This window comes from Rathayibacter sp. VKM Ac-2928 (assembly GCF_022815545.1).
Taxonomy (GTDB): Bacteria; Actinomycetota; Actinomycetes; order Actinomycetales; family Microbacteriaceae; genus Rathayibacter; species Rathayibacter festucae.
In genome coordinates, this window is record NZ_JALGRU010000004.1 from 210,071 (window position 1) to 232,712 (window position 22,642).

A 22,642-nucleotide genomic window follows, 5' to 3' on the forward strand; every position below is an offset into this window, starting at 1 on the left:
CTTCCACGTCCGGGGTGCGCCCCGGACCGAAGACCGTCGATCGGACGACAGGCGCGGCCCCCGGGGTCGGCGCCTGCGCGAGGATCGACGTCGACCGCAGAGCCAGCGTCGGCCGGAGAGCCGGCGCCGACCGAAGAAGAAGGTGAGCCCTGGGTGGCCGCATCAACCCCCGTCCGGAAGGCCCGGCGCTCGCTGAGCTGGCTCGGCGTCCTGATCCTCGCGCTCGTCGGCCTCAACGCCGCCGCCGTCGCCTTCGGTGGCGGCTCCTGGACGCCGAAGCTCGCGCTCGACCTCGAGGGCGGCACCCAGATCGTGCTCCAGCCCCAGCTCTCGGACGGCCAGACCGTCTCGTCCGAGCAGCTGACGCAGGCCGTCTCGATCATCCGCCAGCGGATCGACGCCGCGGGCGTCTCCGAGTCCGAGATCACGACCCAGGGCTCGAGCAACATCGTCGTCTCGATCCCGGGCACGCCGGACGACGCGACGCTGCAGCGCATCGAGGCCTCGGCGAAGCTCGACTTCCGCCCGGTGCTCGTCGCCAGCCAGGCGACCAACAGCTCGGTCGGCGGCGATTCGTCCGCCTCGCCCACGCCGACCCCGGTCGACCCCTCGCTCGCCACCGAGCCGACGGCCGCGCCGACCAGCGCGAGCGACCTCGCCTACATCACGCCGGCGCTCGAAGCGCAGTACACCTCGTTCGACTGCGCGTTCCTCAACGACCAGGACCCGAACCTCGCGCCGGCCGATCAGCCCCTGATCACCTGCGACGACAACGACACGGCGAAGTACATCCTCGGCCCGGTCGAGATCACCGGTGAGGACATCTCCGACGCCTCGAACGGCCTGATGACGACGTCCTCCGGCGCCAGCACCGGCACCTGGGCCGTCAACCTCTCCTTCGACGACCAGGGCACCCAGGCCTTCGGCGACGTCACCTCGCGCCTCGTCGGCCTGCAGGGCGCGCAGAACCAGTTCGCGATCGTCCTCGACGGCCGCGTCATCTCGGCGCCGTCCACCAACGCGGCGATCACCGACGGCAACGCGCAGATCTCCGGCTCCTTCACCCAGGAGTCGTCGAAGACCCTCGCCGACCAGCTGAAGTACGGCGCCCTGCCGATCGGCTTCCAGGTGCAGAGCTCGGACAGCATCTCCGCGACGCTCGGCTCGACCCAGCTCGCCAGCGGCCTGCTCGCGGGCCTGATCGGGCTCATCCTCGTCGTCGTCTACTCGATCGCGCAGTACCGCGTGCTCGGCGCGGTGACCATCGCGTCGCTGATGGTGGCGGCGATCGTCACCTACCTCGTCGTCACCCTGCTCTCCTGGCGGGAGGGACTCCGCCTCTCGCTCGCGGGAGTCGCGGGTCTGATCGTGGCGATCGGCATCACGGCGGACTCGTTCATCGTCTACTTCGAGCGGATCCGCGACGAGCTGCGCGACGGCCGCGGACTCGAGTCCTCGGTCGAGGCCGGCTGGCGGCGCGCGCTGCGCACGATCTTCGCCTCCGACATGGTGAACCTGCTCGCCGCCGTCGTGCTCTTCGCCCTCGCGGTCGGCAGCGTCCGCGGCTTCGCGCTCACCCTCGGCATCACGACGCTGATCGACCTCGTGGTGGTGATCCTCTTCACCCACCCGATGCTGCAGCTGCTCGCGACGACCAAGTTCTTCTCCGAGGGGCACAAGGCCTCCGGACTGGATCCGCGCGCACTCGGCGCGGTCTACCGCGGCCGAGCGGCGTTCCGTCCGCAGGACGCCGTGCTCGCCGGCAAGGGGGCCTCGGGCAAGGGCTCCTCCGCCGCCCGCGAGGCCGCCCGCCGCCAGACCATCGCCGAGCGCAAGGCCGCCGAGGCGGCCGCCGCGCGCAGCTCCTCGAACGACTCGAACGGGAAGGACGCGTGATGGCCAGCTTCTCGCAGTTCGGAAACGACCTCTACACCGGCAAGCGCTCGGTCGACTTCGTCGGCCGCCGCCGCACCTGGTACCTCATCTCGATCGCGATCATCCTGCTCACCGTGCTCGGCACGGCGGCGCGCGGTGGCTTCAACTTCAGCATCGAGTTCACCGGCGGCTCCGAGTTCACGGTCACCGCGCCGGAGAGTCTGGACCAGACCGCCGCGACGGACGCCGTCACCTCGGTCTCGCCCGACGCGGTCCCGCGCGTCTCGATCGTCGGCGACGACTCGATCCGGGTGCAGACCAGCCAGCTGTCGACCGATGAGTCGACCCAGGTCCGCAACGCCCTGTCCGAGGCCTACTCCGTCCCGACGGAGCAGGTCGCGTCGTCCTTCATCGGCGCCGCCTGGGGCTCGGACGTCACGCAGCAGGCGGTCCGCGGCCTGATCATCTTCGTGATCCTGGCCGCCCTGGCGATGTGGGCGTACTTCCGGACCTGGAAGATGTCCCTCGCCGCGATCGTCGCGCTCCTGCACGACCTCGTGATCGTGGCCGGCGTCTACGGAATCACCGGGACGGAGGTGTCGCCGGCGGCGGTCATCGGACTGCTGACGATCCTCGGCTACTCGCTCTACGACACCGTCGTGGTCTTCGACAAGATCCGCGAGAACACCGCGGAGGCGCTCGGCAGCACCACCAAGACCTTCTCCGAGACGGTCAACCTCGCCGAGAACCAGACGCTGGTGCGCTCGATCAACACCTCGATCGTCGCGGCCCTGCCGGTCGCCGCGATCCTCGTGATCGGCGCCTTCGTCCTCGGTGCCGGCACGCTGCGCGACATCTCGCTCGCGCTGCTGATCGGCATCATCGTCGGCACCTACTCGACGATCTTCGTCGCCGCCCCGCTCTACGCCCAGCTGCGCAGCGGCGAGGCCGAGATCGGCAAGCACGACACGCGGGTCGTGTCGGCCCGCGAGCGCGCCGCGACCCCCGTCGTGCAGGGCTGATCGTGGCCGACTACGCGCAGGTCACCGCCGCGGACGCGATCGGCCTCGTCGAGCGCGACGAGGTCTGGCTGCTCGACGTGCGCGAGCCGCACGAGTGGGCGCTCGGGCACGCCGCAGCGGCGCACCACATCCCGATGGGCAGCATCGGCGAGCGGCAGGACGAGCTCCCACGGGACGCGGCGATCCTCGTCGTCTGCCACTCCGGCGTCCGCTCGGCCATGGTCGTCCAGGCGCTCGACGGCGCCGGCTACGAGACGGCGAACATCGAGGCCGGGATGACGGCCTGGGCCGCCGCCGGCGGCGATGTCGTCGACGACGAGGGACGTCCGGGCCGGATCGACTGATCGCGGGCCTGTCCGCTCCCGGCGGACCGGTCACGCGGCGCCCGCGCGACGGGCGATAATGAGGCGATGGAGATCTCCGCGTGAGCGACACCACGACCACGTCCTCGACCGCCGCCCTGCGCCGGCTGGTCCCGCGGATCTTCTCGCGCGCACAGCCCTCCGGGGCGGTCGACACGCTCGTCCGGACGGTGCGCACGCACCACCCCAAGAGTGACATCGCGCTGATCGAGCGGGCCTACTCGGTCGCCGAGCGCGCGCACGCGAACCAGAAGCGCCGCAGCGGCGAGCCGTACATCACGCATCCGCTGGCCGTCGCGCAGATCCTCGCCGACCTCGGCATCGGCTCGAAGACCATCGCCGCCGCGCTGCTGCACGACACGGTGGAGGACACCGACTACAAGCTCGACGAGCTCCGAGCCGACTTCGGCGACGAGGTCGCGATGCTGGTGGACGGCGTCACCAAGCTCGACAAGGTCAAGTACGGCGACAGCGCGCAGGCCGAGACCGTCCGCAAGATGATCGTGGCGATGTCGAAGGACATCCGCGTTCTGATCATCAAGCTGGCCGACCGCCTGCACAACGCGCGCACCTGGGGCTTCGTTCCCGCCGAGTCCGCGGCCCGCAAGGCGACCGAGACCCTCGAGATCTACGCGCCGCTGGCGAACCGCCTCGGCATCCAGGCGATCAAGTGGGAGCTCGAGGACCTGTCGTTCGCGGTGCTCTACCCGAAGATCTACAACGAGATCGAGAGCCTCGTGAAGGTGCGGACCCCGCAGCGCGAGGAGTTCGTCCAGAGCATCATCGACCTCATCGGCGAGGACCTGCGGGCGGGAAAGATCCGCGGCCGCGTCGTGGGCCGGCCGAAGCAGTACTACTCGATCTACCAGAAGATGGTCGTCCGCGGCCGCGACTTCGACGAGATCTACGACCTGGTCGGCATCCGCGTGCTGGTCAACTCCGTGCGCGACTGCTACGCCGTGCTCGGCTCGATCCACGCGCGCTGGAGCCCGATGCCCGGTCGCTTCAAGGACTACATCGCCACCCCCAAGTTCAACCTGTACCAGTCGCTGCACACCACGGTGATCGGGCCGAAGGGCCGCGCGGTCGAGATCCAGATCCGCACCAACGAGATGCACCAGCACGCCGAGTTCGGCATCGCGGCGCACTGGAAGTACAAGGAGCAGATGGCGACGGGCAAGGTCGCCTCCGGTTCGAACGACACCGACCTCGCGTGGCTCGCGCACCTCTCCGACTGGCAGTCCGAGACGACCGACCCGAACGAGTTCCTCGACTCCCTCCGTTTCGAGATCGGGGCGAAGGAGGTCTACGTCTTCACGCCCAAGGGGCGCGTCATCGGCCTGCCGACGGGCGCGACCCCGGTCGACTTCGCCTACGCCGTGCACACCGAGGTCGGCCACCGCACCATGGGCGCCAAGGTCAACGGGCGTCTCGTGCCGCTCGAGTCCTCGCTGACCACCGGCGACGTCGTCGAGGTCTTCACCTCGAAGAACCCGGACTCCGGCCCCAGCCAGGACTGGCTGAACTTCGTGCAGAGCCCGCGGGCTCGCAACAAGATCCGCCAGTGGTTCACCAAGGAGCGCCGCGACGAGGCGATCGAGCAGGGCAAGGACTCCATCGCGCGGGCCATGCGCAAGCAGAACCTGCCGCTGCAGAAGCTGATGAGCCAGGACACCTTCACCGAGGTGGCCAGCCAGCTGCGCTACAACGACGTCGAGGCGCTCTACGCCGCGGTCGGCGAGGGGCACGTCTCCACGCAGTCGGTGCTGGAGAAGGTCGTCGCGACCATCCAGGGCGACCCGGAGTCGGACGAGCACGAGGTCACCCTCCCGCGCTCCCCGCGTCCGCGCAGCCGCAGCAGCGAGTCCGGGGTCCTGGTCAAGGGCGCGCCGGACATCCTGGTCAAGCTGGCGAAGTGCTGCACCCCGGTTCCGGGCGATCAGATCGTCGGCTTCGTCACCCGTGGCGCCGGCGTCTCGGTGCACCAGGCCAACTGCCACAACGTGCAGGAGCTGCTCAAGGAGCCGGAGCGGATCGTCGACGTCGAGTGGGCGCCGTCCTCGAAGAGCATCTTCCTGGTGCAGATCCAGGTCGAGGCGCTCGACCGGTCCGGCCTGCTCAGCGACGTCACGCGCGTGCTCTCCGAGCACCACGTGAACATCCTGTCGGCCACGGTCTCCACCTCCAGCGACCGACTGGCGATCAGCCGGTTCGTGTTCGAGATGGGCGACACGACGCACCTCGACCGGGTGCTCAACGCCGTCCGCAGGATCGACGCCGTCTACGACGTCTACCGGGTGAACGCGGGCTGATCGCCCGGCGCGGCCGGCGCAGTGCCCGGGCGCAGTGCGAGGTCAGCCGATGGCCGCGGTCAGGCGGAGCAGGGCGATCCGGCGGCTCGAGACCGGAGGACCGCTGTCCAGTCGCTCGAGCACCCGCTCGAGCGAGACACCGGTGACGGCCGCCAGGCTGCGCAGGAGGTCGTCGTCGCAGGTGCTGCGGGTGCGCGCCAGATCGATCAGGGTCCGCTCGGGGGTCGTGACGGAGCAGCCGCCGAGGAGCACGACGTCCTCGTCGGTGAGCCGCACCTCGTGGAAGCGCACCCGCGCGAGCATCGGCGGGTGCAGCCGGTTCCGTCGGTCGATGGAGGCGCTGTGCACCGGGGGAGCGGCGGGCATCGCGCCGTGCACCCAGGCCGCCGACAGCCGGTCGGCCACCGCCTTCGCCGGGACGACCGCCCGCAGCGCCTCGCCGCGCTCGGCCGGGCCCACCGGCAGATCGGCGAGGAGGAAGCCCTCGTCGAGCGCGACGACCTCGCCGTCGAGACGGGCGGCGCAGAGCTCCGCGAGCGGCAGCTGCCCCGGGAGCAGCACGGAGGGGAGGAGGCGCGTCATCCGCCCATGCTGTCCGAGCCGTCGTCCCCGCGGGACAGCCGCAGCACATCTGTGGACGGATCCGCGAGAACCATCGCCGTGCGGTTCCCGCCGGCGACAGGCGGGTCTCGATACGCCGCCTCCGGTGGCTACTCGACCAGCATGCTGGTCACGGACGCGTGCTCATGCTGATCGAGTAGCCCGCGCAGCGGGCGTATCGAGATCCACGTCGTCCGAGGGGCGGTTCTCGACACCCCGCCTCCGGCGGCTACTCGACCAGCATGTCGGTCACGGACGCGTGCTCATGCTGATCGAGTAGCCCGCGCAGCGGGCGTATCGAGATCCACATCGTCCGAGGAGTGGGTCTCCACACCCCGCCGCCGGCGGCCGCTCGACCAGCACGCGAGCAGGCCGGGATCAGCCCAGGGCGTCCAGCCACACCTTGCGGGCGTCGAGGGCCTCCTGCGCTTGGGCGATGGCGGCGCGGTCACCGCGGGCCTTCGCCTCGTCGAGCTCGTCCTGCAGCTTCTGGATCGCGGCGGTCAGCTGCGAGGCGAGGCCCTCCGAGCGCGCCTTGCGCTCGGGGTTGCTGCGGTTCCAGTGCTCCTCATCGAGCTTGCGCACGTGCGCCTCGACCTTGCGGAGGCGGTCCTCGACGGTGCGCACCTGCTCGCGCGGCACGCGGCCGACGGCGTCCCAGCGCTCCTGCACGGAGAGCAGCACGCGCTTGGCCTTCTCGCGGTCCTGCTCCTGCAGGAGCGGCTCCGCCTCCTCGAGGAGGGCGAGCTTGAGGTCGAGGTTCTCGGTGTACTCGACGCTCTCCTGCGCGACGACCTCGGCCTTCGCGCCGTAGATCGCGTCGCCGGCGGCCTTGAAGCGCGCCCAGAGGGCGTCGTCGAACCGCTTGCCCGCGCGACCGGCCACCCGCCAGCGCTCGAGGAGGGCCCGGTACTCCGGGATCGCCTCGGCACCGCGTGAGACCAGGGCGTCGGCCTGATCGATCAGCGACTGCTTGGCCTGCTTGGCCTCGCGGTGCGCCGAGTCGAGGTCGGCGAAGAACGCCTTGCGGTTCTGCTCGATCGTCGTGCGCGCTCCGCGGAAGCGGCGCCACAGCTCGTTGGCGTCGTTCTTGGGGAGGCGCGGACCCTGCTGCTGGTGGCTCTGCCAGCGGGCGAAGAGGTCGTCGATCGCGGCGCTGGCCTGCTTCCACTGCGTCTTCGCCGGGTCGACGGCGGCCAGCGCCTCGGCCTCGGCGACGATCGCCTCGCGGTGAGCGATCGCGTCGCTGAGGGCGGCCTTCGTCTCGGCGGCCTGCTGCTCGGTCAGATCCTCGACGGAACCGCTGAGCGCGCTGACGCGGGCCTGCAGGGCGTCGAGGTCGCCGACGGCGTGCGCCTGCGAGATGGCCGCGGTGAGCGTCTGCACTCCGCGCGACACGTCGTTCGCCGGAGCGCCGCGCTTGGCCCGCTGCTCGAGCAGGGAGACCTGCCCGGCGAGCTCGGTGTACTTGCGCTCGTAGTAGGCGAGGGCCTCCTCGGGAGTCGCGTCGGGGTACTGGCCCACCTCGCGCTCCTCGTCGCCGACGCGGACGTAGACCGTGCCGTCGTCGGCCACGCGGCCCCACGGCTGCCGGGCGCCCGCCTGCGGGCGGGGAGCCGTCGGGACGACGGGAGGCGCCGCGTTCTCGGGAGCCGTCGTCTCATCGGCGGTCGCTGCCTCGCCGGAGGTCGCCGTCTCGTCCGAGGTCGTTGTCTCGCCCTCGGAGGGCGCCGTCTTGTCCGAGGCCGCTGCCTCCTCGGGGGCCGCCACCTCGTCGGGCGTCGCCGTCTCGGATCCGGGCGTCGCCGTCTCGGGGGAGCCCTCTCCCGTCTCGGGAGCGTCCGTCTCGGCCGGGGCGTCGGCGCCCTCGGGGGCGCCGGTGCTCTCGGGAGCGTCCGTCGTCTCGGAGGACGCGCTGTCGTCGGGTGACACGGTGCCGGGGGTGGACACGGTGTCGATGTCGCCGTCTGGAGTCAGCATCGGGTGCCGCCTTTCGCTGTCGTCCCGCCCCTCGGCCTCGGTGCTCGACAGCCGGAGGCCGACGACCGCGCTCAGCCGCGAACGGGCAGTGACGACAAGCCTATTGCACTCCCCGCGCCCCCGTTCGTCCGCGGTCCCGCGGGTCGCGCGCGCCGCTCGTCGGCGGCGCGCGCGAGGGCTACTGCAGCGAGATGCCGCCGATCGCGACCGGCTCGGCGGGAGCGCCGTCGCCGGAGCCGTCCGCCGTGCCCTTCGCGACCACGTCGGCGATCAGCGCATCGAGACCCGAGGTCACCTGGCCGACCACCGTGTAGCCGCCCGCCGCGTCCTCGGGGAGCTGGGTGTCCTGGTAGACGACGAAGAACTGGCTGCCCTGGCTGTAGCCGTTGCCGCCCTGGCGGGCCATCGCGATCGTGCCGGCCGGGTAGACGCCGTCGGCGGGCGCGTTCTCGACGGGTCCGTAGCTGTAGCCGGGGCCGCCGGTGCCGTCGCCGTTCGGGTCCCCGCACTGCAGGACGTAGAGGCCCTCGGTGGTGAGCCGGTGGCAGGAGACGCCGTCGTAGAAGCCGGACTGCGACAGGGAGAGGAAGGAGGAGACGGCCTGCGGGGCGGCGGCGCCGGCCAGGGTGATCCCCAGCTCGTCGCTGTTGATCGACATCGTGCCGGTCCAGTCGCGGCCCTCGGCGATGTCGGCGGAGGGGACGTCCCCGGTGTTCTGGCCGGTCGCCTCGGGGGTCGGCGTGGGGGTCGCGCTCTCGGAGGACGTCGGCTCGGCGACCGGGGTGCCCGGGCCGCCGGAGAAGTAGAGGAGCTGCGCGACGACCGCGAGGGCGATCACGACGACGCCCGCGACGGCCGCGATCACGTTGTCGCGGACCCGGCGCTTGGCGCGCGTGCGGTGCAGGGTCTGCCGCGCCTGGTAGGCCCTCAGTCGGGTGCGCGCCTCGCGATCGTTCGTCCTGCCCTGGGCCACGTGTTCCTCCGCCGTCGTGCGTCGCGCCTGCGTCCGGCGCGGCCCCGCGCGAGCGCGGAGCGCGTCGAGCCTACGAGAATCGCCGCGCCCTCGCCGGACGCCGCGACGCCGGGTGCCGGGCGGGCGCCGGGGCCGACTGTCGGAGGCCGTCGTTACGCTGGTGCGATGACCATGCAGCAGGCCGGACTCCGCTCCGGGGCGACGCCGCTCGCCGTGCGCATGCGTCCCCGCAGCCTTGAGGAGGTCGCGGGGCAGCGGCACCTGCTGACGCCCGGTTCGCCGCTGGTGGCCCTCGCGGCCGACACCACGGGTGAGCGCGGAGCCGTCTCCGTCATCCTCTGGGGCCCGCCCGGCACCGGCAAGACGACGCTCGCCCAGGCCGTCGCGCACTCCAGTGGCCGGCGCTTCGTCGAGCTCTCCGCCGTCACGGCCGGCGTGAAGGACGTCCGCCAGGTGATGGAGGAGGCGCTCTCCACCCGCGACCTCTACGGCACGTCGACCGTCCTCTTCCTCGACGAGATCCACCGCTTCACCAAGGCGCAGCAGGACGCGCTGCTGCCCGGCGTCGAGAACGGCTGGGTGATCCTCATCGCGGCGACGACCGAGAACCCGTCCTTCTCGGTGATCGCCCCGCTGCTCTCGCGCTCCCTGCTGCTCACGCTGAACACCCTCGACGACGAGGACCTCGGGCTGCTCGTCGACCGCGCGCTGCACGACGAGCGCGGGCTCCGCGACTCGGTGCGGCTCGACGACGAGGCCCGCGCGAGCATCGTCCGGCTGGCCTCCGGGGACGCCCGACGCGCGCTCACGGCGCTCGAGGCCGCCGCTACCTCCGCGAGGTCGGAGGCGCGCGAGGCGGATCGCGTCGCGCGGGCGACCGCGGGCGAGAGCGAGGAGGAGGAGGACGAGGACGAGGGCGTCTCCGCCGAGCCCGCCGTCGTCGAGGAGCCCGAGCTCCCGCTGATCACGGTGGAGGTGGTCGCCCGCGCCGTCGACCGCGCGCTGCTGCGCTACGACCGCAACGGCGACGAGCACTACGACGTCATCAGCGCGTTCATCAAGTCGATCCGCGGCTCGGACGTCGACGCGGCGCTGCACTACCTGGCCCGGATGATCGAGGCGGGGGAGGACCCGCGCTTCATCGCCCGCCGGATCATCGTCTCGGCCTCCGAGGACATCGGGATGGCCGACCCGCAGGCGCTCGTCGTCGCGATCGCCGCCGCCGACGCCGTCCAGTTCATCGGCATGCCGGAGGGGCGCATCCCGCTCGCGCAGGCCGTCGTCCACCTCGCCACCGCCCCGAAGTCGAACGCCTCCTACACGGCCATCGACAGGGCGATCGCCGATGTCCGCGCGGGCAAGGCCGGCCGGGTGCCGCCGCACCTGCGCGACGCGCACTACCCGGGCGCCAAGCGGCTCGGCCACGGCAAGGGCTACCGCTACCCGCACGACGCCGAGCTCGGCGTCCTCGAGCAGCAGTACCTGCCGGACGAGCTCCGCGGCGCGCGCTACTACGCGCCGACCGAGCACGGCAACGAGCGCGACGTGTCGGCCCGGCTGGCGAAGCTTCTCCGGATCATCCGAGGCCGCGGCTGACGGTCGGGGACGGCGGACCCGGAACCGCGCGTGACGCGGGCTCCCGCGCCTGGTAGTCTTGCGAGGTTGCCCACCGCTCTGTAGCCGAGCGGAGCAGCGCATCCCTCTGAATCGCGCAGTCCGCCACCGCGGTCACCCTGCCTCCCGCACCCGCGGGGGGACACGACCTCGGCGCCCGCCCTCCTCCCGGAGCCGGCGGACGAGGACTGCGACCGAACCTCTCAGACCCTGGAAGGACCACAGTGTCGACCACCTCACGTACCCGTTCGAAGACGCGCCTCTCGCGCGCCCTCGGCATCCCCCTGACCCCGAAGGCCGCCCGCTACCTCGAGAAGCGTCCCTACGCTCCCGGTGAGCACGGCCGCTCGAAGCGCAAGGCCGACTCCGACTACGCGGTCCGCCTGCGAGAGAAGCAGCGTCTGCGAGCCCAGTACGGCATCCGCGAGAAGCAGCTGCGCATCGCCTTCCAGGAGGCGCGCCGCACCCAGGGCCTGACCGGTGAGAACCTGGTCGAGCTCCTCGAGATGCGCCTCGACGCCCTCGTCCTGCGCTCGGGCTTCGCCCGCACCACGGCGCAGGCCCGCCAGTTCGTCACCCACCGCCACATCATGGTGGACGGCCAGACGGTCGACCGTCCCTCCTTCCGCGTGAAGCCGGGCCAGGTCATCCACGTCAAGACCCGCTCCGAGGGCACCGAGCCCTTCCAGGTCGCGGCCGCCGGCGGACACGTCGACGTCCTCCCCAAGACCCCGGGCTACCTCGAGGTCGAGATCGACAAGCTCCAGGCGACGCTCCTGCGCCGCCCGAAGCGCGCCGAGGTCCCCGTGACCTGCGAAGTCCAGCTCGTCGTCGAGTACTACGCGGCCCGCTAGTCAGCGCACCCCCGTTGGAAAGGCCCCGGCTCCTGCCGGGGCCTTTCCTCGTTCCCGGGCCTCCTCGGCGCGCAGCCGCCGCCGTGCAGCCAGGTCGGTCCGGCTCGCGATCCGAGCTCCGGCTCGCGGATTCCGGGTGTTCCGGCGTGCCGGGGCCGTTCTCACGTGCCGAAGGCGTGCCGGTGCCGCCTCCGGCCGGACCAGGGCCGCCGTGCGCCGTCGGTAGGCTGGGGTGCCGCATCCGGCGGCGCCGAAACGGAGGTCATCGTGTCCGGTGGAGACATCGCAGGGCTCATCGCCGCGGGGGTGTTCGCGATCCTCGTCGCCGTCGCCGCGATCCCGCTCTGGAAGCTCGGTCGGGTCTTCGACAGCACGAGCGAGGCCATCAAGCAGGCCAGCGACGGCCTGACCCCGATCCTCGACGAATCGGCGTCGACGCTGCGCGAGGCGAACCAGCAGCTGGCTCGCGTCGACACCATCACGAAGGACGTGGCCGAGGTCACCGGCAACGTCAACGCGCTCGTCGCCCTGACCGCCGCGACGATCGGCGGACCGCTGATCAAGCTCGCCGGCTTCACCGCAGGAGTCCGCGCCGTCCTCGTCGCCGGCCGCACCGCCGACAAGGCGGGTGCCGCGGTCGGACGCGGCGCCGCGCGCCGCTCTCGGCGCACCCGCAGGTCGTCCTCCAGGTAGCCCCCTGCCCGCGCCCTACAATCGAGGGGGTCGCCGCGCCCTCGGGCCGGCTGCCGTGAGCAGGAAACGCTGTGGGAGGAATCGCTGTGAAGAACATCGTGCTGATCGTCATCGGGATCGGTCTCGGATTCGCGGTCGCGCACCAGGTCGCGCGCACCGAGGCGGGTGCTCGTCTCTTCGAGGACCTCAACCGCACGGCGAAGGAGCTCGGCGACGCCGTCTCCGAGGGCTACCACCAGCGCGAGGCCGAGCTCAAGGCCGCCATCGGCGAGGGCTGACGCCCTGCCCGTCCCGGCGCACCCGACAGACCCGCACCACCCGCTGGAACCGCACCACCCGACAGACACCCGCGTCGACCAGGTCGACCGAAACGTAACGGAACCCATGCAGACCGCAGACATCCGCAACCGCTGGCTCGACTTCTTCGGAAGCCGCGGGCACACCGTGGTCCCCTCCGCCTCCCTGGTCAGCGACGACCCGAGCCTCCTCTTCACCGTCGCCGGCATGGTGCCCTTCGTGCCCTACCTCACCGGGGTCGTCCCCGCGCCGTTCGACCGCGCGACGAGCGTGCAGAAGTGCATCCGCACGAACGACATCGAGGAGGTCGGCAAGACCCCTCGCCACGGCACGTTCTTCCAGATGAACGGCAACTTCTCCTTCGGCGACTACTTCAAGGAGGGGGCGATCGGCTACGCCTGGGAGCTTCTCACCGGCAGTGAGAGCGACGGCAACCTCGGCTTCGACGAGAAGGACCTCTGGGTCACCGTCTACAAGGACGACGATGAGGCCATCGCGCTCTGGAAGAAGATCGCCGGACTGCCCGACGAGCGGATCCAGCGCCTCGACAAGGACACCAACTACTGGTCGACCGGCCAGCCCGGCCCCGCCGGGCCCTGCTCGGAGATCTTCTTCGACCGCGGGCCCGCCTACGGCATCGAGGGCGGCCCGGCCACCGACGACGACCGCTACGTCGAGATCTGGAACCTCGTCTTCATGCAGTACCTGCGCGGGCAGGGCACGAGCAAGGTCGACTTCGACATCCTCGGCGAGCTGCCGAGCAAGAACATCGACACCGGCATGGGTCTCGAGCGCGTCGCGTTCCTCAAGCAGGGCGTCGAGAACATGTACGAGATCGACCAGGTGCGCCCGGTGCTCGACCGCGCCGCCGAGCTCTCGGGCCGCCGCTACGGCGCCGTGCACGAGGACGACGTGCGGATGCGCGTCATCGCCGACCACGTCCGCTCCTCGCTGATGCTGCTCTCTGACGGCGTGACGCCGTCCAACGAGGGCCGCGGCTACATCCTGCGCCGCCTGATGCGCCGCACCGTGCGCGCGATGCGCCTGCTCGGAGTCGACACCGCGACGTTCCCCGAGCTGTTCACCGCCTCGCGCGACGCGATGGCCTCGGCCTACCCCGAGGTCTCCACCGAGTTCGAGCGCCTGTCGACCAGTGCCTACGGCGAGGAGGAGGCGTTCCTGCGCACGCTCGCGGCCGGCACCGAGATCCTCGACCTCGCGGTGCTGAAGACCAAGAAGGCCGAGGCGGCGACCCTGCCCGGCGACACCGCCTTCCTCCTGCACGACACCTTCGGCTTCCCGATCGACCTCACCCTCGAGATCGCCGAGGAGTCGGGCCTCAGCGTCGACCGCGAGGCGTTCGACTCCCTGATGACGGCGCAGCGCACCCGCGCGAAGGCCGACGCGAAGTCGAAGAAGAACGCCCTGGCCGACCTCTCGGTCTACGCCGACTTCCGCGCCAAGGGCGAGACGCTCTTCACGGGCTACGACGTCCTCGACACGGAGTCCCGGATCCTCGGCCTCATCGTCGGCGGCCACGCGGTCCAGAAGGCGGTCGCCGGCGACATCGCCGAGGTGATCCTCGAGGCGACCTCGCTGTACGCGGAGTCGGGCGGGCAGGAGGCCGACGCCGGCCGCATCGTCGGCAACGGCTTCGACCTCGAGGTCCTCGACGTGCAGAAGCCCGTCAAGGGCCTGATCAGCCACAAGATCCAGGTCGCCAGCGGCGAGGTCGGGGTCGGCGACGCCGCCACCTCCGTCGTCGACCGCGACTGGCGCCGCGGTGCGCGTCAGGCGCACTCCGGCACCCACCTCATCCACGCGGCGCTCCGCCAGGTCCTCGGCTCGCAGGCGCACCAGTCCGGCTCGTTCAACAAGGCCGGCTACCTGCGCCTCGACTTCTCCTGGAACCAGGCGCTCTCGCTCGAGACCCGCAGCGAGATCGAGGACATCGCCAACGGCGCGATCCGCGACAACCTCGAGGTCGTCACCCGCGAGCTCCCGCTCGACGAGGCCAAGGCGCTCGGCGCGATGGCGCTCTTCGGCGAGAAGTACGGCGAGGTCGTCCGCGTCGTCGACATCGGCGGCCCCTGGTCGCGCGAGCTGTGCGCCGGCACCCACGTCGGCACCTCCGCGGAGATCGGGCTGATCAGCCTGATCAGCGAGTCCTCGGTCGGCTCGACCAACCGCCGCGTCGAGTCGCTCGTCGGCCGCGAGGCGCTGAGGGAGCTCGTCGCCGAGCGCGCCCTGGTCAGCACCATCTCGTCCTCGCTCAAGACCCCGCGCGAGCAGCTGCCCGACCGGATCGCCGAGCTCGTTGCGAGCCTCAAGGCCGCCGAGAAGCGGATCGCGACCTTCGAGGCCCGCGCCCTCGCCGAGCGGGTCCCCGCGATCGCCGCGACGAAGCGCTCGATCAACGGCGTGACGATCGTCGCCGAGAACGTCGGCACGGCCGGCTCGGGCGACGAGCTCCGCTCGCTCGTCATCTCGGTGCGCGAGCGCCTCGGCCAGGACGCGGCGGTCGTCGCCCTCGCGGCCGACGTCGCCGGCAAGCCCGCCGTGATCGTGGCGACCACCCCCGCCGCCCGCGAGCTCGGCCGGAAGGCGGGCGTTCTCGCCCGTCGCGCGGCCGGTGTCCTCGGCGGCGGCGGAGGCGGCAAGGACGACCTCGCCCAGGGCGGCGGCTCGGACGTGTCCGCCATCGGCGCGGCGCTCGACGCCGTCGTCGAGGAGGCGACGCGCTAGATGGAGAGGTTCGGCGTCCGGCTCGGCATCGATGTGGGCCGTTCCCGCATCGGTGTCGCGCGCTGCGACGCCGACGGCCTCCTCGCCGTGCCGGTGGAGACCGTCGCGCGCGTCGCGGAGGCGCCGGACGGCGCCGACGTCGCCCGGATCGCGGCCCTCGCCGCCGAGTTCGGCGCGTCGGCGATCGTCGTCGGCCTCCCGCTGTCGCTGTCGGGCGCCGAGACGGCCTCGACGGACGACGCCCGCGCCTTCGCGGCGCGCCTCGCCTCCGCCGTCCCGACCGCCCCGGTGCGGCTCGTGGACGAGCGGCTCTCGACGGTGAGCGCCCAGAGCGCGCTGCACCGCTCGGGACGCAGCACCCGCGGCTCCCGCGCCGTGATCGACCAGGTCGCCGCCGTGGTGATCCTGCAGCACGCCATCGATTCCGAGCGCTCGTCCGGTACCCCCGCCGGATCCGCGCTCGAACCGAACGAAGGACGACCCAGCCGTGACCGACGTCCCCCCGAGCCGCCGCGCCGCCCGCGCCGCGGAGGCCGATCAGCAGAGTCAGCTCCCGCACGACCCGGAGCAGCACCCCGCCTCTGAGACGGAGCCGACGGCGGCCGACTCGATCGACCACCTGTTCGCCGGCCCCGAGGTCGGCGCCCCGCGCGACCGCGGAGAAGCCGTCGCCGCCGCGCACCCCGACGCCGCCCCCTCCACCCGCCGCCGCCGCGCGAAGCGCGAGAACAGGCCCCGACGCAGCCGTCGCGGGCTGATCGGCGGGCTCCTCGCCTTCGGCGTCTTCGTGGCCCTGGTCGCGATCGCGGTGACGATCTTCGTCGAGCCCGTCCGCGCGCTGTTCGCGGAGCCGGAGCCGACCGACTTCACCGGCACCGGCACGAGCGAGGTGGTCTTCACCATCCACCAGGGCGACGGCGGCAGCACCATCGCCGAGAACCTCGTCGCGGACGGCGTCATCAAGTCGTATACGCCGTTCTACGAGCTGCTCCTCGCGGAGAACCCCGAGCCCGTCTTCCAGCCCGGTGCCTACTCGCTGAAGGCGGAGATGAGCGCGAAGGCGGCGCTGTCGGCGCTGCTCGACTCGGACTCGACGAGGCTCGCCAACACCTTCGTCATCCCGGAGGGCACCTCGCTCAAGGGCGCGCTGCCGCTGATCGCGGACGGCTCGGGCGTCGCCCTCGCCGACCTCGAGGCGGCCGCGGCCGACTGGGGCTCCTACGGTCTCCCCGCCGAGGCGACGAGCCTCGAGGGCTTCCTCTTCCCGGCGACCTACGACATCGACCCGGGCACCTCGGCGCACGACATCCTGCAGACGCTCGTGAATCGGATGTACCAGTCGCTCGACGCGGCGGGCGTGCCGGTCGAGAACCGCTATCGCACCGTCGTGTTCGCCTCGCTCGTGCAGCGCGAGGCCCGCGTCGCCGAGGACTTCCCGAAGGTCGCGCGCGTCTTCCAGAACCGCCTCGACCAGGGCTGGCGCCTGCAGTCGGATGCGACCGTCGCCTACGGCACCGGAGCCACCGACCGGGTGACCACGACCGACGCGGAGCGCAACGACGCGAGCAACGTCTACAACACCTACCAGCGCGACGGCCTGCCGCCCGCGCCGATCTCGAACCCGGGCGACGTCGCCATCCAGGCGGTGCTGCAGCCCGCGGACGGCACCTGGCTCTACTTCGTCACGGTCAACCTCGAGACCGGCGAGACGGTGTACTCGACCACCGATGCGGAGCACAACGCCGCGGTGGCGCAGTGGCAGGCGTGGATGCGGGACCACCCGGAGTACCAGTGATCGCGGAGCCGGCGCCGGGCGGGCGCCGGCTGGCGGTCCTCGGCTCGCCGATCGAGCACTCGCGCTCGCCCCAGCTGCACGCGGCGGCCTACCGGGTGCTCGGGCTCGACTGGAGCTACACGGCGGTCGAGGCGACGGAGGCGACGCTCGCCGCCGTCGTCGCCGATCCGGTCGCGCTCTGGCACGGCCTGTCGCTGACGATGCCGCTCAAGCACGCGGTGCGGCCGCTGCTCGACGAGGAGGACCTGGTCGCGCGGGCGACCGGCGCCGTCAACACGGTGCTGCTCGACCGCTCCGCCGGCGCACCCCGCCTGCGCGGCTTCAACACGGACGTAGCCGGGATCGTCCGGGCGCTCGGCGAGGCGGGCGTGCACTCGGCCGAGCGGGTCGAGATCCTCGGGGGAGGGGCGACCGCCGCCTCCGCCCTCGCCGCGGCGGCCGAGCTGGGCGCGGCGCGGGTCACCGTCACACTCCGCTCGCCGGAGAAGGCCGCGCCGCTGGCCGCGATCGCCGCCGCCGTCGGCGTCGCCCTCGACGTCCGCCCGTTCTCGGACTGGGACGGTGCGGACGCGGCGCCGCTGCTCGTCTCGACGCTGCCGGGCGGCGCGTCGGCCGAGCTGGCCGTGCCGGATGCGGTGGTCGCGGCCTCGACGCTCTTCGACGTGGCCTACTCGCCCTGGCCGAGCCCGCTCGCGCTGCGCTGGGGCGCGGCCGGCTCGCCCGTCGTGTCGGGGCTGGGGATGCTCCTGCACCAGGCGCTGCTGCAGGTGCGGGTGTTCGCCGGCGGCGACCCGGCCGTGCCGCTGCCGGACGAGGACGCGGTGCTCGCGGCGATGCGCGCGACGCTGCCGGCCGACTCCACCGCCTGAGCCCGCGGGGCGCGAGTCCGGTGGGGCGCGTGTGCGAGAATCGGAGGATGCTCCGTTGGCTCACGGCCGGGGAATCCCACGGCCCCGAACTCGTCGCCGTCCTCGAAGGACTGCCGGCGGGTGTCCCCGTCTCCCTCGACGACGTCCGCGCTGACCTCGCCCGGCGCAAGCTCGGCTACGGTCGCGGCGCCCGGATGAAGTTCGAGCAGGACGAGCTGAACGTCTCGTCCGGCATCCGCCACGGCGGCACGACGGGCGGCCCGATCGCGCTGCGCATCGGCAACACCGAGTGGGCGCGCTGGGTCGACGTGATGGCGGCCGAGCCGCGCGATCCCGAGACGCTGCCCAAGGGCCGCGGTGCCGCGCTCACCCGCCCGCGCCCGGGTCACGCCGACCTGGTCGGCATGCAGAAGTACGGCTTCGAGGAGTCGCGCAACGTCCTCGAGCGCGCGTCGGCCCGTGAGACGGCCGCTCGTGTCGCGCTCGGCGCCGTCGCCCGCCGCTTCCTCGGCGAGCTCGGCATCACCCTCGTGAGCCACACCCTCGCCATCGGCCCGGTCCGCGTGCCGGAGGGCTCGGCCCTGCCGACCCCCGCCGACGTCGACGCGCTGGACGCCGATCCGCTGCGCTGCCACGACGCGGCGACCAGCGCCCTGATGGTGGCCGAGGTCGACCGCGCGCACGAGGACGGCGACACCCTCGGCGGCGTCGTCGAGGTCCTCGCCTACGACCTCCCGCCGGGACTCGGCTCCTACGTGCACTGGGACCGCCGGCTCGACGCGCAGCTGGCTGCCGCGCTGATGGGCATCCAGGCGATCAAGGGCGTCGAGGTCGGCGACGGCTTCCTGACCACCACCCGCCGCGGCTCCGAGGCGCACGACGAGCTGTTCGTCGCCGAGGGCGGCATCGGCCGCTCGAGCGATCGCGCCGGCGGCACCGAGGGCGGCATGAGCACGGGCACCGTCCTGCGGGTCCGCGCCGGCATGAAGCCGATCGCCACCGTCCCGCACGCGCTGCGCACGGTCGACGTCGCGACCGGCGAGGCGGCCGGCGCGCACCACCAGCGCTCCGACGTCTGCGCGGTGCCCGCTTCGGGCGTCGTCGCGGAGGCGATGGTCGCGCTGGTGCTCGCGAACGCCGTGCTGGAGAAGTTCGGCGGCGACAGCGTCACCGAGACCCGTCGCAATCTGCAGGGCTACCTCGACGCGATCCCGGAGGAGCTGCGCACCCTCGCCGCCAGCGATCCGGCGCTCGGTCTCGTCTGATGCCCGAGCACCTACCTGGGCGGGCCCGCTGATGGCGGGTCACGATACCGGCGCGGCCCGCGCCCGCGTCGTCCTGATCGGCCCGATGGGGGCCGGCAAGACGACGATCGGCAAGCGGGTCGCGAAGGCCCTCGCGGCCGAGTTCGTCGACTCCGACGCCGAGTTCGTGCGCCGGCACGGACCGATCGCCGCGTACTTCGACCTCCACGGCGAGGCCTCCTTCCGCGTGGAGGAGCGCCGCGTCGTCGAGCAGGCCGTCCGCCGCGGTGTCGTGCTGAGTCTGGGCGGGGGAGCGGTGCTCGACGAGGGCACGCGCGCCGACCTGGCCGGCGTCCCCGTCGTGCTGCTGACCACGACCGCCGAGGCCGTGCGCGACCGGCTCGGCTCCGGCCGCCCGCTGGTGCGCGGCGGCGTCGCGGACTGGACGCGCATCTTCGAGTCGCGACGCGCGGTCTACGAGTCGCTCGCCGACACCGTCGTCGACTCCTCGCGCCGCCCGATCACGACCCTGGCAGCCGAGGTGACCGCCTGGGTGCGCGAGCGCGAGGCCGCCATCGGCGAGCCCGCTGCCGGCACCACCGAGTCCACCGGCACCACCGAAGCCACCAGCACCACAGAACCGGCGGCCCCCACCGGCCGCCCGACCGGAAGAAGAGCATGAACGACGGCGCCACCGCCCTCACCGTCACCGGAGAGAACGGCTACGACATCACGGTCGGCCGCGGCCTCCTCGACGGCCTCGCCGACGCGATCGGCCCGCGAGCGGCCAAGGTGCTGATCGTGCACCCGCCGACCCTCGCGGTCCTCGCCGCCGAGATCCGGGAGAGCCTCCTCGACCGCTACGAGGTGCTGCTCGCCGAGGTGCCCGACGCCGAGGCCGCCAAGCGCGTCGAGGTCGCCGCCTTCTGCTGGCAGGTGATGGGTCAGTCCGACTTCACCCGGACCGACGCGGTCGTCGGCTTCGGCGGCGGCGCGATCACCGACCTGGCCGGCTTCGTCGCCGCGACCTGGCTCCGCGGGGTCGACCTCGTGCAGGTGCCGACCACGGTGCTCGGCATGGTCGACGCGGCCGTCGGCGGCAAGACCGGCATCAACACGGCCGAGGGCAAGAACCTCGTCGGCGCCTTCCACGCGCCCCGCGCCGTCGTCGCCGACCTCGACGTGCTGACGAGCCTGCCGCGCAACGAGATCCTGGCCGGCTTCGGCGAGATCGTGAAGTACGGCATGATCGCCGAGCCGCGGATCCTCGACATCATCGAGTCGGACGTGGACCTCGCGACCGACCCGACGTCGGAGGAGTTCCGCAGCCTGGTCGAGCTGTCGATCGGCATCAAGGCGCGTGTGGTGAGCGAGGACTTCACCGAGAAAGGTCTGCGCGAGATCCTCAACTACGGGCACACCCTCGGCCACGCGGTCGAGCACGCCGAGCGCTACCAGTGGCGGCACGGCGCGGCGGTCTCGGTCGGCATGATGTTCGCGGCGGAGCTGTCCCGGCTCACCGGCTCGCTCAGCGACGCCGTCGTCGATCGCCAGCGCAGCGTCCTCGAGTCGCTGACGCTGCCGACGAGCTACCCGCTCGGCCGCTGGGAGACGCTGCTCGCCGCGATGCAGCGCGACAAGAAGTCGCGCGCGGGCATGCTCCGCTTCGTGGTGCTCGACGACCTCGCTCGCCCGAGCATCCTGCAGGGACCGGAGACGTCGCTGCTGTTCGCGGCGTACCAGGAGATCGGCGCGTAGCGGCAACTGGCGGGGTCAGCCCTGCCGGTCGTCCGGCCCGCGGTCGCCGGTGAGCGCGGCCTCGCGGGCACGGGCGTGCTCCTCCGCGCTGATCGTTCCGGCGGCGCGCAGCCGGTCGAGCTCGGCCAGGCGATCGGTGAGCGAGGAGCCCGCCGGGCCGATGCCGTGGCGGAGGTAGCGGGCGGCCATGTCCGTCTGCATCGTGGTCGGGTCGACGCCGAGCCGGCGGCCGCGACGCACATTGCGGACGATCAGCACGATGATCAGGACGATCACCGCGACGATGACGATCGGCACGATCGCGAAGACGACCGCGAACCACGGCGGAACGATGTTCTGGCCCGGGAGCGTCGGTGCGAAGAAGTCCGAGCGGGCCGCCGCGGAGACGATCCCGGAGTGAGCGGTGCTGAGGGTCATGCGACCTCCTCGGTCGTGGGCGTCCCTCCAGTCTGCTCCGGGTGCTCCGACGACGCATCGCCCGGCCGGGGGAGGCGGCCCGGCCGCTCGCGGGCCGGACCGACTACACTCGATGGGTTGGCCGGATCGGCCGATCAGCAGACTTCCACGAAACGGATCCCCCTTCGCATGGCCTCTACCACCGACATCAAGAACGGCACCGTCCTCAGCATCGACGGTCAGCTCTGGAACGTCATCGACTTCCAGCACGTGAAGCCGGGCAAGGGCGGCGCGTTCGTGCGCACCAAGATGAAGAACGTGCTGACGGGCAAGGTCGTCGACAAGACCTTCAACGCCGGCGCCAAGATCGACACGGCCAACGTCGACCGTCGCGACTTCCAGTACCTCTACCGCGACGGCGCGGACTTCGTCTTCATGGACACCTCGGACTACGACCAGATCACCGTCCCCGAGGCCGTCGTCGGCGAGGCCGCGAACTTCATGCTCGAGAACCAGAACCTCACCCTCGCCCTGCACGACGGCGACCCGCTCTACGTCGAGCTCCCCGCCTCCGTCGTGCTGGAGATCACCTACACCGAGCCGGGCCTGCAGGGCGACCGCTCGACCGGCGGCACCAAGCCCGCGACCGTCGAGACCGGCTACCAGATCCAGGTCCCGCTCTTCCTCGAGCAGGGCACCAAGGTCAAGGTCGACACCCGCACGGGCGACTACCTCGGCCGCGTCAGCTGAGCCGGGCCTTCTGTGAGCGCTCGGACGAAGGCGCGCAAGCGCGCCCTCGACATCATCTACAACGCCGACGTGCGGCAGATCTCCTTCTCGGAATCGCTGCGCTCCGAGGCGGAGCGCGCGGCCAACGAGCCGGCGCGTGAGGCCTCCTGGCTCTACGCCCGCGAGATCGTCGACGGCGTCATCGACAACGCCGACGAGATCGACGCGCTGATCGCGCAGCTCGCCAAGGGCTGGACGCTCTCGCGCATGCCGCTCGTCGACCGCGCGATCCTCCGCATCGGCGTGTGGGAGATCCTGCACAACGACGCGGTCCCGGACGGCGTCGCGATCTCCGAGGCCGTCGAGGCGGCGACCCTGCTCTCGACCGACGACTCGGCCGGCTTCATCAACGGCCTGCTCGCCTCCGTCGCCGAGTCGCACGCGACGGCCTGACGCCCGCGGGTCTCGATACGCGCCTGCGGCGCTACTCGACCAGCATGGAGGTCGCCGCCACGGCGGCCCCT

At 72.1% G+C, this 22,642-nt stretch carries 21 protein-coding genes; 17 read left to right on the top strand and 4 right to left on the bottom strand.

Going from position 1 to position 22,642, the window contains the following annotated elements; translation table 11 throughout:
* The first annotated feature begins 153 nt into the window (after positions 1-153).
* From secD to MT350_RS15540, 4 genes are all read left to right on the top strand, one after another.
* Entirely contained in the window at positions 154-1,896 is a 1,743-nt protein-coding gene (gene secD / locus MT350_RS15525; protein ID WP_243599933.1) for a protein translocase subunit SecD, read from the top strand.
* The gene (gene secF, locus MT350_RS15530; RefSeq protein WP_243599934.1) at positions 1,896-2,897 is read left to right on the top strand and encodes a protein translocase subunit SecF; all 1,002 of its coding nucleotides are present in this window, start codon (positions 1,896-1,898) and stop codon (positions 2,895-2,897) included. Before secD ends, secF begins: the two co-directional genes overlap by 1 nt.
* Before the next feature lie 2 nt (positions 2,898-2,899).
* A complete protein-coding gene (locus MT350_RS15535; RefSeq protein ID WP_132436284.1) occupies positions 2,900-3,241 on the top strand; it encodes a rhodanese-like domain-containing protein in 342 nt (113 codons plus the stop codon).
* Between the two features lie 80 nt (positions 3,242-3,321).
* Positions 3,322-5,571: a bifunctional (p)ppGpp synthetase/guanosine-3',5'-bis(diphosphate) 3'-pyrophosphohydrolase gene (locus MT350_RS15540; protein WP_123446201.1), complete on the top strand. Its 2,250-nt coding sequence runs from the start codon at positions 3,322-3,324 to the stop codon at positions 5,569-5,571.
* Positions 5,572-5,613: 42 nt separating this feature from the next.
* On the opposite strand, the gene MT350_RS15545 is transcribed toward MT350_RS15540, so the two are convergent.
* The 3 genes from MT350_RS15545 to MT350_RS15555 all read right to left on the bottom strand — a co-directional run bounded on the left by MT350_RS15545 (position 5,614) and on the right by MT350_RS15555 (position 9,124).
* The gene (locus MT350_RS15545; RefSeq protein ID WP_243599935.1) at positions 5,614-6,153 is read right to left on the bottom strand and encodes a type IV toxin-antitoxin system AbiEi family antitoxin; all 540 of its coding nucleotides are present in this window, start codon (positions 6,151-6,153) and stop codon (positions 5,614-5,616) included.
* Between the two features lie 396 nt (positions 6,154-6,549).
* Complete coding sequence (locus MT350_RS15550; protein ID WP_308197482.1) at positions 6,550-8,151, bottom strand: DUF349 domain-containing protein; 1,602 nt, start codon at positions 8,149-8,151, stop codon at positions 6,550-6,552.
* Positions 8,152-8,329: 178 nt separating this feature from the next.
* Positions 8,330-9,124 (bottom strand): peptidylprolyl isomerase, encoded by a 795-nt coding sequence (locus MT350_RS15555; protein ID WP_243616245.1) that lies wholly within the window; start codon positions 9,122-9,124, stop codon positions 8,330-8,332.
* Positions 9,125-9,289: 165 nt separating this feature from the next.
* Between MT350_RS15555 and MT350_RS15560 the strand changes: the two genes are divergently transcribed.
* From MT350_RS15560 to aroB, 11 genes are all read left to right on the top strand, one after another.
* Complete coding sequence (locus tag MT350_RS15560; RefSeq protein ID WP_243616246.1) at positions 9,290-10,720, top strand: replication-associated recombination protein A; 1,431 nt, start codon at positions 9,290-9,292, stop codon at positions 10,718-10,720.
* Positions 10,721-10,962: 242 nt separating this feature from the next.
* Entirely contained in the window at positions 10,963-11,592 is a 630-nt protein-coding gene (gene rpsD / locus MT350_RS15565; protein WP_123446206.1) for a 30S ribosomal protein S4, read from the top strand.
* A gap of 267 nt (positions 11,593-11,859) precedes the next feature.
* Positions 11,860-12,285: a DUF948 domain-containing protein gene (locus tag MT350_RS15570; protein ID WP_123446207.1), complete on the top strand. Its 426-nt coding sequence runs from the start codon at positions 11,860-11,862 to the stop codon at positions 12,283-12,285.
* A gap of 86 nt (positions 12,286-12,371) precedes the next feature.
* Positions 12,372-12,563: a hypothetical protein gene (locus MT350_RS15575; RefSeq protein ID WP_123446208.1), complete on the top strand. Its 192-nt coding sequence runs from the start codon at positions 12,372-12,374 to the stop codon at positions 12,561-12,563.
* Between the two features lie 106 nt (positions 12,564-12,669).
* Positions 12,670-15,327, top strand: a complete 2,658-nt coding sequence (gene alaS / locus MT350_RS15580) for an alanine--tRNA ligase (protein WP_243599939.1) — start codon at positions 12,670-12,672, stop codon at positions 15,325-15,327.
* A complete protein-coding gene (gene ruvX, locus MT350_RS15585; protein WP_123446210.1) occupies positions 15,328-15,912 on the top strand; it encodes a Holliday junction resolvase RuvX in 585 nt (194 codons plus the stop codon).
* Positions 15,815-17,122 carry an endolytic transglycosylase MltG gene (gene mltG / locus MT350_RS15590; RefSeq protein WP_243599940.1) on the top strand — a complete coding sequence of 436 codons (1,308 nt, stop codon included), beginning with the start codon at positions 15,815-15,817 and terminating at the stop codon, positions 17,120-17,122. Before ruvX ends, mltG begins: the two co-directional genes overlap by 98 nt.
* Positions 17,119-17,991 (top strand): shikimate dehydrogenase, encoded by an 873-nt coding sequence (locus tag MT350_RS15595; protein WP_243616247.1) that lies wholly within the window; start codon positions 17,119-17,121, stop codon positions 17,989-17,991. The genes mltG and MT350_RS15595 overlap by 4 nt, the downstream gene beginning before the upstream one ends.
* Before the next feature lie 47 nt (positions 17,992-18,038).
* Positions 18,039-19,256: a chorismate synthase gene (aroC, locus tag MT350_RS15600; RefSeq protein WP_123735836.1), complete on the top strand. Its 1,218-nt coding sequence runs from the start codon at positions 18,039-18,041 to the stop codon at positions 19,254-19,256.
* Between the two features lie 31 nt (positions 19,257-19,287).
* Positions 19,288-19,917 (top strand): shikimate kinase, encoded by a 630-nt coding sequence (locus tag MT350_RS15605; RefSeq protein ID WP_243616248.1) that lies wholly within the window; start codon positions 19,288-19,290, stop codon positions 19,915-19,917.
* Positions 19,914-20,993 (top strand): 3-dehydroquinate synthase, encoded by a 1,080-nt coding sequence (gene aroB / locus MT350_RS15610; protein ID WP_123446214.1) that lies wholly within the window; start codon positions 19,914-19,916, stop codon positions 20,991-20,993. The genes MT350_RS15605 and aroB overlap by 4 nt, the downstream gene beginning before the upstream one ends.
* 15 nt (positions 20,994-21,008) lie before the next feature.
* On the opposite strand, the gene MT350_RS15615 is transcribed toward aroB, so the two are convergent.
* Complete coding sequence (locus MT350_RS15615) at positions 21,009-21,410, bottom strand: hypothetical protein (protein ID WP_243616249.1); 402 nt, start codon at positions 21,408-21,410, stop codon at positions 21,009-21,011.
* A 168-nt stretch (positions 21,411-21,578) separates the two neighbouring features.
* On the opposite strand from MT350_RS15615, the gene efp reads away from it, so the two are divergent.
* Positions 21,579-22,139, top strand: coding sequence for an elongation factor P (gene efp / locus MT350_RS15620; protein ID WP_243599944.1), 561 nt, complete (start codon positions 21,579-21,581; stop codon positions 22,137-22,139).
* 12 nt (positions 22,140-22,151) lie between these two features.
* Positions 22,152-22,571, top strand: a complete 420-nt coding sequence (gene nusB / locus MT350_RS15625; protein ID WP_123446217.1) for a transcription antitermination factor NusB — start codon at positions 22,152-22,154, stop codon at positions 22,569-22,571.
* Positions 22,572-22,642 lie beyond the last annotated feature (71 nt).